Consider the following 10,546-nt stretch of genomic DNA (forward strand, 5'->3'; position numbering starts at 1 on the left):
AGCATGCCGCCAGCGTTCAATCTGAGCCAGGATCAAACTCTTCAGTTTAATCTCTGTTTGTTGGCATTGCTGCCACCTTGATTTCTCAAGGGTCGCTCACTCAAAATACTGACCGCTACTCATTGCTGAGCAACGTTATACTTTTTGTGAACATTTGATAATTTAAGCATTCAGCACCACCGAAGCGATACTGGCACCTCATCAAACGCCCACACTTATCGACTGTTGATTGTTAAAGAACTTATTCGGTACTGCCTTGCTGCGCTTGCGAATCGTTGTGTTCGTCAGCAGCAGAGAAGTGAGATTATGCCGTGTTTCGCTTAACTCGTCAACTCATCCGTTTCTACGTTGCGCACTCATTTTTGTAAGCAATTTGTGCGCTGCAGAAGCAGGACGCGAACTATAGCAAAGCCGCCCGCAGTCTGCAACGCTTGCCCGTATGCTATCTTTGCCGCCTTTATTACTTTCCGGAACACGCATGCGCCTGCCTTCCATCGCCGCCGTCGCGAATCCCGAGCTCGCCCTTCGGCTCGACGCAGCAATCAATAACAAGACCAAACCGCTCGGCAGCCTCGGCGCATTGGAATCCCTGGCCAAGCAGCTCGGCCTGATCCAGCAGACCACCGCGATCTCGATCGACCGGCCGGCCATCATCGTGTTCGCGGGCGATCATGGCGTGGTCGCCGAAGGCATCTCCGCGTTTCCGCAGGACGTGACCTGGCAGATGGTCGAGAACTTCCTCGCCAATGGCGCTGCCATCAATGTGTTCGCCCGTCAGAACGGTGCCGCGCTGCATATCGTCGATGCGGGCGTCAACCACGACTTCGGTCCGCGTGCCGGCCTCGTCGATCGTAAGGTCGCCCGCGGCACCCGTAACTTCGCGCTCGAACCGGCGATGACGGCCCGGCAGTGTGCCACCGCGCTGGAACATGGCGCCGCCCTGGCCGCGGACTTGCCGGGCAACGTGGTCGGTTTCGGCGAGATGGGCATCGGGAACACGACCGCCGCCGCGGCGCTGATGCACAAGCTGGCCGGCATTTCCGTCGCCGACTGCGTGGGCGCCGGCACCGGCCTGTCGCCGCAGGGCGTGCTGCGCAAGCAGCAGGTGATCGAAGCCGCGGTCGAGCGCCACGCCGGCGTGACCGATCCGCTCGACGTGCTCGCCACCTTCGGCGGTTTCGAGATCGCAATGATGGCCGGCGCCATGCTGCAGGCCGCCGCGCTGCGCAAGACCCTGCTGATCGACGGCTTTATCGTCACCTCCGCCCTGCTGGTCGCCTGCCGCCTGGCGCCCGCGATCCTCGACTACTGCGTGTTTGCCCACTGCTCGGACGAAGCCGGCCACCGCCGCATGCTCGAGCAACTCGATGCGAGACCTCTGCTGCAGCTGGGCATGCGCCTCGGCGAGGGCACCGGCGCTGCACTCGCGCTGCCGCTGCTGCATGCGGCCGTCAACTTCCTGAACGAGATGGCGACCTTCTCTTCCGCTAGCGTCAGCGAAAAGTCCGTCGGCGAATAAGAACAAGATGCAGCAAGTCCGCCTCTTCTTCATCGCACTGCAGTTCTTCACGCGCCTGCCGATTCCGACCTGGGTGGGCTTCGAGGCCAGCTGGCTGCAGCATGCCTCGCGCTACTTCCCGCTGGTCGGCTGCGTGGTCGGGGCGATCGCCGCTGCCGTCTACTTCGCGGCCGCGCTCGTACTGCCGGCGCCGGTGGCCGCCGTGCTGTCGACCGCCGCCTCGATCTACCTGACCGGCGCCTTCCATGAAGACGGCTTCGCCGACGCCTGCGATGGCCTGGGCGGGGGCGTGACGCCTGAGCGCGCGCTCGAGATCATGAAAGACTCGCGTGTCGGCGCCTATGGTGCGATCGGCATCGCCTGCATGCTGGCGGCCAAGCTGTCGGCACTGGCGATGCTGCCCCCGCGCCTGGCCGTCGGTGCGCTGTTCCTGGCCCATCCGTTGTCGCGCCTGGCCGCGGCCTCGCTCATCTGGAAACTGGACTACGTACGCGGCGAAGGCAAGGCCAAGCCGCTCGCCCAGCAGATGACGGGAACCGAATTCGCGATTGCGGCCGTGACGGCGCTGTTGCCGGTACCGATCCTGCTCGCCGTCGGCTGGATTGCGCCCGATGCCGTGCTGGCTGCGCTGCTGGCCGCCCTGCTGGCCGCGGTCTGGCTCGGCCGCAAGCTGGAACAGCGCCTCGGCGGCTATACGGGCGACTGCCTGGGCGCGGTGCAGCAGGTGGCCGAGGTGCTCGTCTACGTGTGCGTACTGGCCACGCTGGGCCATGGCGCCTGGTCCTGAGCAGTGAAGCTCTACCTGGTCCGCCATCCGCAGCCCGAGATCGGCCAGGGCCTGTGCTACGGCGCCACCGACGTGCCGGTCACTGAACCCGAACTCGCGCGCGCGCATGCACGCCTGCACGCGGCCGGTCTGCCGGGCGATCTTCCGGTCTATGCCAGCCCGCTTCAACGTTGCTCCCGCCTCGCCCGGCGCCTGACCCCGGCCCCGCCGACACTCGATGCGCGCCTGGCCGAGATGGATTTCGGCCGCTGGGAAATGCAAGCTTGGGATGCGATTCCGCGCCATGAAGTCGACGCCTGGGCCGCCGACCTGCTCCGCTACCGCCCCGGCGGCGGCGAATGCGTGCTCGACGTGGCGCGCCGCGTCGCCGCCTTCATTGATGACCTGCGCGCTGACTTGAGCAATGAGCTGCGCCAGGCCGGCCATGCGGAAGCGCTGCTCATCTGCCATGCCGGCACCATCCGCCTCCTCGGCGCCATGCGCGGCGGCCTGCCCCTCGAAGAAGCCGCGTTGAATGCCGCCAGTACGCCGCATCGCATCGGCTACGGCGAAATGGTCGTGCTGGAAGTATAATATCCACGTTTTGGTGCTCGCGCCTGTGTTCTCAGGCGCAGTTAAACGGGAAACACGAAGCTCTTCGAACGAGCCAACGTGTGCTGCCCCCGCAACGGTAAGCAAGTACCGCATCGCGTCATCGCCGATGCGGCAACCGTCTTTTCATACCACTGTGCGCAAGCATGGGAAGGTCAGACGGCCACACTTGCCAGCCCGGATACCGGCCAAAAGGTGGGAGCGACGGCTTGCCGGCGCTTCCGTTCAATCTGGCCTACGGGGACGTCGGCCGGTTGTCTACGAGAGAAAAACATCGTCATGCGCTTTCCCGTTTCACGGCATGCGGCCGCGCCGCTGCTCGCCTTTACCCTTGCTTCGCCTTCGATTTCCGCCCTGGCCGATCCCGCCATCGAGTCCGTGGTCGTCACCGCTGCCCGCACGCCCCAGCGCGCCGACGAAGTGATCCCCGATACAACCGTCATCGGCAGCGAAGAGATCGCGCGCGCCGGCGCCGGCTCGGTCGCCGACCTGCTGCGCCGCCAGCGCGGCATCGAGATCGCCCGCAATGGCGGTCCGGGCGCCAGCACCAGCGTCTACCTGCGCGGCGCCAACAGCAACCAGATCGTGGTCCTGATCGACGGCGTGCGTATCGGCTCCTCGACCACCGGCGCGGCCAGCTGGAATGCGATCCCGCTCTCGACCATCGACCATATCGAGATCGTCTACGGTCCGCTCAGCTCACTGTACGGTGCCGACGCGATCGGCGGCGTGGTGCAGATCTTCACGAAGAAGAGTGCGGGCAAACCGGCCTTCAGCGCCGGCGCTGGCGCCGGCAGCTACGGTACCAGCGCATACGACGCCGGCGTGCACGGCGCCACCGGCGGCGATCACAGCGTCAGCTATGCATTGAGCGGCGCGCATGAAGAGGCAAGCGGTTTCTCGGCCACCCGCCCTGGCGCGTTCGGCTACAACCCGGACGACGACGGCTACACCCGTAACAGTGTGAACGGACGCCTGACCGTGCAGCTCGCGCCGGGCATTGACGTGGGCGCACAATTCCTGAAGAGCCGCCTGCGCGCACAGTACGACAGCGGCGCCTCCAGCTACGACACGCATAACGAGCAGGACATCGACAGCTATGCCGTGTTCCTGAACGGCCGCATCCTCCCCAACTGGCGCAGCAGCCTGCAGGCCGCCCGCTCGAACGACAAACTGGGCAGCTTCACCAGCACGGCGGCCAGCGGCACCAGCCAGATCGACACGCGCCAGGACGAACTCACCTGGCAGAACACCATCGACCTCGGCAGCGACACCCTGCAGGTCCTGTTCGGCCACCGCAAGGAACAGGTGCTGTCCAGTTCCAGCGCTGCCTTGAACCGTTCGCGCGTCACCAACTCGGTGGCCGCGGCGTACGATCTGCGGCGCGGCAGCCACCTGCTCGACCTCAGCCTGCGCAACGACCATTCCATCTACGGCGCCAAAACCACCGGCGCGGCCGGCTATGGCTACGAATTCAGCAGGGATCTGCGCGCCACCGCCAGCGTCGGTACCAGCTTCCGCGCCCCGACCTACAACGAGCTGTACTACCCGGGCTACGGCCTGGTCACGAACAAGCCGGAACAGGGGCGCAATGCCGAGGTGGGCATCCGCTACCGGATCGCCGGCGCCGAGCTGCAGGCGAATTACTACCGCAACCGCCTGACCGACATGATCGTGACCGTCAATCCCTGCCCGAGCCGCACCGGCAGCTGCGCCTACAACGTCAACCATGCCCTGCTCGAGGGCTTGACGATGTCGGCCGACACCCATGTCCGCGACCTCGACCTGCGCGCCAGCGTCGACCTGCAGGATCCGCGCGACGAGTCCACCGGCAAGCAGCTGGCCCGCCGTTCGCGCCGCCATGCCAGCCTCGCCGCCGACTACACCGTCGACCGCCTCGGCCTGGGCGCCGAACTGCAGGCGTCAAGCAGCCGCTTCGACGATGCGGCGAATGCCAACCGCCTCGGTGGCTACGGCTTGCTGAACCTGTACACTACATGGCGATTCATGCCCGACTGGTCGCTGCTGCTACGCCTCGACAATACGCTCGACAAACGCCACGACCTGGCGCGCAACTACGGCACGGCCGGACGCAGCTGGTTCGCCGCGCTGCGCTATGGGACCCGTTAATTCACTCTTCATTCAGCATGCATCCAGTCCACCCAAGCGCGCGCCGGCGCGCCACCATGATCGTCGGCACGCTCCTGCTCGCCGCCCTTGCCTGCATGCTGTTCGCCGGCGTCACCGGGTCGGTCACGGTCGCGCTGCCGGAGCTGCCGCGGGCGGTCATGGAGTTGATGCGCGGCCGGCAGGATTCGCTGGCCGCCTCGCTGCTTGCGCTGCGTGCCGGACGGGCCCTGACCGCCTTCGTCACCGGCGGCGCGCTGGCGCTGGCGGGCGTCATGATGCAGGCCTTGCTGCGCAACCCGCTGGCCGACCCGTATGTGCTGGGGATCTCGGCCGGCGCCTCGGTGGGTGCCCTGTTCGCGCTGCTGATGATGTCCGCGGCGATGGTGGTCGACGGCGCCGCGCTGCTCGGCGCGGTCGCGGTCTCGATGCTGCTGTATTTGCTGGCGCGGCGCGACATCCGCGGCGGCGTGGCGGCCGAAGGCGGCACCTCGACGCTGCTGCTGACCGGGGTGATCCTGATGTCGGCCTGCATGGCCCTGGTGACGCTGATGCTGTCGATCGCGCCCGAAGGCAGCCTGCGCAACATGGTGTTCTGGATGATCGGCGACCTGGCCGGCACGCCGCTGCGCGTGCTGCCCTGGATCGTGCTGGGCGGCGCGCTCGCCTTCGCCCTGCGCAATGCGCGCGCGATGAACGTGCTGGCCCTGCATGCGGATACCGCGCGCACGCTCGGCATCGAAGTCGGCCGGCTTCGAAAAGGGCTGTTCTTCGTGTCCGGCGTGCTGACCGCCAGCGCGGTGACGAATGCCGGCTCGATCGGATTCGTCGGCCTGATCGTGCCGCACGCCTGCCGCTTCGCCTTCGGCCCGGACCACCGGGTGCTGATTCCCTCGGCGGTACTGCTGGGCGGCAGCTTCCTGGTCCTGTGCGACACCCTGGCGCGCACCGTGGTCGCCCCGACCCAGCTGCCGGTGGGCGCGATCACGGCCCTGATCGGCGCGCCGGTCTTCCTGTATCAACTGCACCAACTGCGCAAATAAGATGATCGCTACTCAAGGACTCACGCTGCAGCTTGCCGGCCGTACGCTGGTGCGGGATCTCGACTGGACCATCCAGGCCGGCGAGTGCTGGAGCATCATCGGCCGCAACGGCGCCGGCAAGAGCACCCTACTGCGCACCCTGGCCGGACTGCGCGGCGCGGATGAGGGCGCGGTCCGGCTCGACGGCAAAAAGCTCGACGACTGGCCGCTGGAAGAGCTGGCACGCAAGCGCGCCTACCTGGCACAGTCGCGCAACGACGCCTTCGCCTACAGCGCGATCGATACCGTGCTGTCGGCGCGCCATCCCTACCATGCGAACCGCTACTGGGAAGGCAGCGACGACCACCGGGCGGCACTGCAGGCACTGGCGGCGATGGAGGTCGACCACCTGGCGGCGCGCGATGTGCGTACCCTGTCCGGCGGCGAGCGCCAGCGGGTTGCGATCGCCGCCCTGCTGGCCCAGGACACGCCGCTGCTGCTGCTGGACGAGCCGGCCAACGCGCTCGACCTGGCGCATCAGGTCAGCGTGACCGGCCTGCTCGCGCGCCTGTGCCGGCGCGAGCGCAAGACGGTCGTGATGATCGGCCACGACCTCAACCTGGCGCACGGCATCTCCACGCACGCCCTGCTGTTGCGCGGCGACGGCGGCTGGCTGGCCGGCCCGGTCGCACAGGTGATGCAGCCGGCGCTGCTGGGCGATTACCTCGGCCACCCGATCGAGATGATCGAGCACGGCGGCCGCCGCATCTTCATTCCCCAAGAGGACTACCATGAATGACATGACGTTTGAAGACACTGCCGCGCTCAACGAGCGCCACCGCCAGCGCATGGAGCGCAAGAAGGCCGTCATCGATGCAAAAATCGCGGCGGCCGACAAGAAGATCGGCATCATTATCGTCAATACCGGCAACGGCAAGGGCAAGAGCTCGAGCGCCTTCGGGATGGCGGTGCGTGCACTCGGCCACGGCATGAAGGTCGGCGTGGTCCAGTTCATCAAGGGTGCGATGTCGACCGGCGAAGAACGTTTTCTCTCGCGCTTCCCCGACGAGGTGAGCTTCCATGCGATGGGCGAAGGCTATACCTGGGAAACGCAGGACCGCGAGCGCGACATCGCCAGGGCCGGCGAAGCGTGGGAACAGGCGAAGCGCTTCCTCGCCGATCCGGCCTATGGGCTGGTGGTGCTCGACGAGCTGAATATCGCCCTGAAGTACCGCTACCTGGACGTGCACGCGGTGATCGCCGACCTGCTCGACCGTCCGCCGATGCAGCACGTGGTGGTGACGGGCCGCGCGGCGCCGCCCGAGCTGATCGAGGTGGCGGACACCGTCACCGAAATGAACGTGGTCAAGCACGCCTTCAAGGCGGGCATCGCGGCGCAAGCCGGCACGGAGTGGTGATGGCACATCCCGGCGCACGCATGCTGCTGGTGGCGGCAACCGCTTCCGGCCAGGGCAAGACCACCGTCACCGCCGCCCTCGCACGCGGCCTGGTCCGCCAGGGCCAGCGGGTGCGGGTGTTCAAATGCGGTCCCGACTTCATCGACCCGCTGCTGCTGGAGCGTGCCTGCGGCGCAGCGGTGCACACGCTCGACCTGTGGATAGTCGGCTTGCAGGAGTGCCGGCGCCGCCTGGCGGAAGCTGCGCGCGACGCCGACGTGGTGCTGATCGAGGGCGTGATGGGCCTGTATGACGGCACCCCCTCCGCGGCCGACCTGTCTCGCGCTTTCGACATCCCGGTGCTGGCCGTGATCGACGCCTCCAGCATGGCGCAGACCGCCGGCGCCGTGGTGCAGGGCCTGCGCGACTACGGCCCGGTACAGATGGCCGGTGTGGTTGCCAATCGCATCGCGAGCGAGGGCCATCGCCAGATGGTGGCGGCCTCGCTGCGCGATATTCCTCTGCTGGCGACGCTGCCGACACAGGCGCGCCAGCTGCCCGAGCGTCACCTGGGCCTGGTGCTGCCGGGAGAAGTCGACGACATCGACGCGATCCTGGACGAGCTGGCCGACCGGCTGCACCTCGACACCCAGGCCTGGCAAGCGCTGACGCCGCGCCTGCCCGAACACGCCGACCCGGATGAGCCGATTCCGCCGCTGCTGGCCGGGAAGACGGTGGCGATCGCGCGCGATGCCGCGTTCTGCTTCATCTATCCGGCCAACCTGGACGTGCTGCGGCAGCTCGGCGCCCGGCTGCGTTTTTTCTCGCCGCTGGCCGGTGAGCCCGTGCCGGCGGATGCGGATGCGGTCTGGCTGCCGGGCGGCTATCCGGAGCTGCACATGGAGGCGTTGTCCGGGGCGGTGCGCTGGCATGAGTCGATCCGCGCCGCACACGCCGCCGGCCTGCCGATCCTGGCCGAATGCGGTGGCATGATGGCGGTGTCGGAATCGATCACCGATACCGAAGGTCGCTGCTGGACCATGCCGGCCCTGCTGCCGGGCCGGGTGCTCATGCAGCAACGCCTGGCCGGATTGGGCTCGCAGGGGATGCCGACCGCGGCCGGCGAGCTGCGCGGCCATACCTTCCATTATTCGCACCTGGACACCGGGCTGGCACCGGTCGCCTACACGGTCAAGCATCCGTCCGGCGCCCAGGGCGAAGCGGTGTACCGGCTCGGGTCCCTGACAGCGTCCTACTTCCACGGCTTCTTCGCCTCGAACCCGCTGGCCGCGGCCGGCCTGTTCGCGAAGGCGGCGCCATGAGCCGTACCCTGGTGTTCGGCGGCGCCCGTTCCGGCAAGAGCCTTCTTGCCGAGCGCCTGGCGCGGGAGTCCGGCAAGAAGGTCGTGTATGTCGCCACCTCGCACGCCGGCGACGCCGAGATGGCGGAGCGCATCGTCCACCATCGCGCACGCCGGCCGCCCGAATGGCAGACGGTGGAGGAAGCGACCGCGCTCGCCGCCACCCTGCGCCGTCTGTGCGCGCCGGAGCGCATCGTGCTGGTCGATTGCCTGACCCTGTGGCTCAGCAACCTGATGTTTTCGTCGCAGCGGGACTACCCGGACGTCGGCGCCATCGCGCTGCCACCCCTGTTCTCCCGGGAGCGCGCCGACCTGCTCGCGTGGCTGGACGAACCGTCGCCCGGCGAAGTCGTGTTCGTGTCGAACGAAGTCGGCATGGGGATCGTGCCGGTCGGCGCGGTCTCGCGTGCGTTCGTCGACGAAGCGGGCCGCCTGAACCAGGAGCTGGCGGCGCGCTGCGAGCGGGTGCTATTCGTGGCCGCCGGGCTGCCGCTGGCCCTGAAGGGTGGTCCATGCTGAGCGGGCTGCCGCCGCTCGCCATCGCGCTGCTGCTGGCGGCGGGGATTGCGCTCGACCTGCTGCTGGGAGAGGCGCGGCGCTGCCATCCATTGGTGGGTTTCGGCCGGATGGCGCAGTGGCTGGAGCGGCACCTGAATCTCGGCGGCTGGCGCATCGCGCGCGGCGCCACCGGCTGGGTGCTGGCGGTGCTGCCGCTGACGGCGATGGCCGCCTGGCTGTGCGCCAACTCAGGAATCGCCGGCCTGGCGCTCCACGCGCTGCTGCTCTACCTGTGCCTCGGGCTGCGCAGCCTGCGCGACCATGCTTTGCCCATCCATGCGGCGCTGGCGCAAGACGACCTGCCGCATGCGCGCCGGCTGACTGCGCGCATCGTCAGCCGCGACACCACGCAGGCCAGCGCGGCCGACCTGGCGAAAGCCGGCGCCGAGTCGCTGCTCGAAAACGGCAACGACGCCGTGTTCGGCACCCTGTTCTGGTTCCTGGTGGGTGGCGGTGCCGGCGCCCTGCTGTTCCGGCTGGCGAACACACTGGATGCGATGTGGGGCTACCGGAATACGCGCTTCAATCTGTTCGGCCGCGTGGCCGCACGCGTCGACGACCTGCTGAACTATGCGCCGGCACGCCTGACCGCACTGTCGTATGCGCTGCTGGCGCCGGGCGGCAGGCTGCGCGCGCTGCGCTGCTGGCGCGCGCAGGCGAAGGCCTGGAGCAGCCCGAACGCGGGTCCGGTAATGGCCAGCGGCGCCGGCGCGCTCGGCATCAGCCTGGGCGGCGCCGCCACCTATGACGGCGAAGTCGAGCTGCGGCCGGTGCTGGGTGCCGGCCGCGCCGCCACCGCCGCAGACATCCCGCGTGCCTGGCGCCTGGTCTTCCGCACAGCCCTGCTGTGGACAGCCATCGCCCTCGCCCTCGGCACATTCCTGCACCTGAGCGGAGCCCCACATGCTTGAACATGGTGGCAAGCTGCGCGAGGCGCAACGGCGCTACGGCGGCGAGGATTGGATCGACCTGTCGACCGGCCTCCACCCGATCGGCTATCCGGCGCCGCCGGTGCCTCCTGATGCCTGGCACCGGCTGCCGGAAGCGGACCCCGCGCTGGTCGATGCCGCGTGCGCCTATTACGGCGCGCCTGCGCTGCTGCCGGTCGCCGGCACCCAGGCGGCGATCCAGGCCCTGCCGCGGCTGCGGGCGCCCTCGCGGGTGACGGTGGCCGCGCCCTCGTAT

General features: G+C 68.1%; 10 protein-coding genes, 1 pseudogene and 1 riboswitch. All 11 genes and pseudogenes read left to right on the plus strand.

Annotated features, from left to right (window positions below; genetic code table 11):
- The first annotated feature begins 478 nt into the window (after positions 1 to 478).
- A complete protein-coding gene (cobT, locus tag ACI48D_RS25790) occupies positions 479 to 1,519 on the plus strand; it encodes a nicotinate-nucleotide--dimethylbenzimidazole phosphoribosyltransferase (protein ID WP_435574097.1) in 1,041 nt (346 codons plus the stop codon).
- Between the two features lie 7 nt (positions 1,520 to 1,526).
- Positions 1,527 to 2,306 (plus strand): adenosylcobinamide-GDP ribazoletransferase, encoded by a 780-nt coding sequence (locus ACI48D_RS25795; protein WP_435574098.1) that lies wholly within the window; start codon positions 1,527 to 1,529, stop codon positions 2,304 to 2,306.
- A gap of 3 nt (positions 2,307 to 2,309) precedes the next feature.
- Positions 2,310 to 2,879 (plus strand): histidine phosphatase family protein, encoded by a 570-nt coding sequence (locus tag ACI48D_RS25800; protein ID WP_435574099.1) that lies wholly within the window; start codon positions 2,310 to 2,312, stop codon positions 2,877 to 2,879.
- Positions 2,874 to 3,104, plus strand: a riboswitch (cobalamin riboswitch). Its footprint overlaps the gene before it by 6 nt.
- A 72-nt stretch (positions 3,105 to 3,176) precedes the next feature.
- A complete protein-coding gene (locus ACI48D_RS25805) occupies positions 3,177 to 5,027 on the plus strand; it encodes a TonB-dependent receptor plug domain-containing protein (protein ID WP_435574100.1) in 1,851 nt (616 codons plus the stop codon).
- A gap of 17 nt (positions 5,028 to 5,044) precedes the next feature.
- A complete protein-coding gene (locus ACI48D_RS25810) occupies positions 5,045 to 6,067 on the plus strand; it encodes a FecCD family ABC transporter permease (RefSeq protein WP_435574101.1) in 1,023 nt (340 codons plus the stop codon).
- A 1-nt stretch (position 6,068) separates the two neighbouring features.
- Complete coding sequence (locus ACI48D_RS25815; RefSeq protein ID WP_435574102.1) at positions 6,069 to 6,845, plus strand: ABC transporter ATP-binding protein; 777 nt, start codon at positions 6,069 to 6,071, stop codon at positions 6,843 to 6,845.
- Positions 6,838 to 7,464, plus strand: a complete 627-nt coding sequence (cobO, locus tag ACI48D_RS25820) for a cob(I)yrinic acid a,c-diamide adenosyltransferase (RefSeq protein ID WP_435574103.1) — start codon at positions 6,838 to 6,840, stop codon at positions 7,462 to 7,464. The genes ACI48D_RS25815 and cobO overlap by 8 nt, the downstream gene beginning before the upstream one ends.
- A complete protein-coding gene (locus ACI48D_RS25825) occupies positions 7,464 to 8,765 on the plus strand; it encodes a cobyrinate a,c-diamide synthase (protein ID WP_435574104.1) in 1,302 nt (433 codons plus the stop codon). The genes cobO and ACI48D_RS25825 overlap by 1 nt, the downstream gene beginning before the upstream one ends.
- A complete protein-coding gene (gene cobU / locus ACI48D_RS25830; RefSeq protein WP_435574105.1) occupies positions 8,762 to 9,322 on the plus strand; it encodes a bifunctional adenosylcobinamide kinase/adenosylcobinamide-phosphate guanylyltransferase in 561 nt (186 codons plus the stop codon). The genes ACI48D_RS25825 and cobU overlap by 4 nt, the downstream gene beginning before the upstream one ends.
- Positions 9,316 to 10,272 carry a CobD/CbiB family cobalamin biosynthesis protein gene (locus tag ACI48D_RS25835; protein WP_435574106.1) on the plus strand — a complete coding sequence of 319 codons (957 nt, stop codon included), beginning with the start codon at positions 9,316 to 9,318 and terminating at the stop codon, positions 10,270 to 10,272. Before cobU ends, ACI48D_RS25835 begins: the two co-directional genes overlap by 7 nt.
- Positions 10,265 to 10,546: pseudogene (locus tag ACI48D_RS25840) on the plus strand (threonine-phosphate decarboxylase); the annotation flags it as partial. The gene ACI48D_RS25835 and the pseudogene ACI48D_RS25840, both read left to right, overlap by 8 nt.

The organism is Massilia sp. LXY-6 (genome assembly GCF_051233485.1).
In the GTDB taxonomy this organism is placed as follows: domain Bacteria; phylum Pseudomonadota; class Gammaproteobacteria; order Burkholderiales; family Burkholderiaceae_D; genus Telluria.

What these genes read in the sequence shown, in the direction of transcription:
- cobT (WP_435574097.1), top strand. Translation starts at nt 479, where the DNA reads ATGCGCCTGCCTTCCATCGCCGCCGTCGCGAATCCCGAGCTCGCCCTT.
- ACI48D_RS25795 (WP_435574098.1), top strand. Translation starts at nt 1,527, where the DNA reads ATGCAGCAAGTCCGCCTCTTCTTCATCGCACTGCAGTTCTTCACGCGC.
- ACI48D_RS25805 (WP_435574100.1), top strand. Translation starts at nt 3,177, where the DNA reads ATGCGCTTTCCCGTTTCACGGCATGCGGCCGCGCCGCTGCTCGCCTTT.
- ACI48D_RS25810 (WP_435574101.1), top strand. Translation starts at nt 5,045, where the DNA reads ATGCATCCAGTCCACCCAAGCGCGCGCCGGCGCGCCACCATGATCGTC.
- ACI48D_RS25815 (WP_435574102.1), top strand. Translation starts at nt 6,069, where the DNA reads ATGATCGCTACTCAAGGACTCACGCTGCAGCTTGCCGGCCGTACGCTG.
- cobO (WP_435574103.1), top strand. Translation starts at nt 6,838, where the DNA reads ATGAATGACATGACGTTTGAAGACACTGCCGCGCTCAACGAGCGCCAC.
- ACI48D_RS25825 (WP_435574104.1), top strand. Translation starts at nt 7,464, where the DNA reads ATGGCACATCCCGGCGCACGCATGCTGCTGGTGGCGGCAACCGCTTCC.
- cobU (WP_435574105.1), top strand. Translation starts at nt 8,762, where the DNA reads ATGAGCCGTACCCTGGTGTTCGGCGGCGCCCGTTCCGGCAAGAGCCTT.
- ACI48D_RS25835 (WP_435574106.1), top strand. Translation starts at nt 9,316, where the DNA reads ATGCTGAGCGGGCTGCCGCCGCTCGCCATCGCGCTGCTGCTGGCGGCG.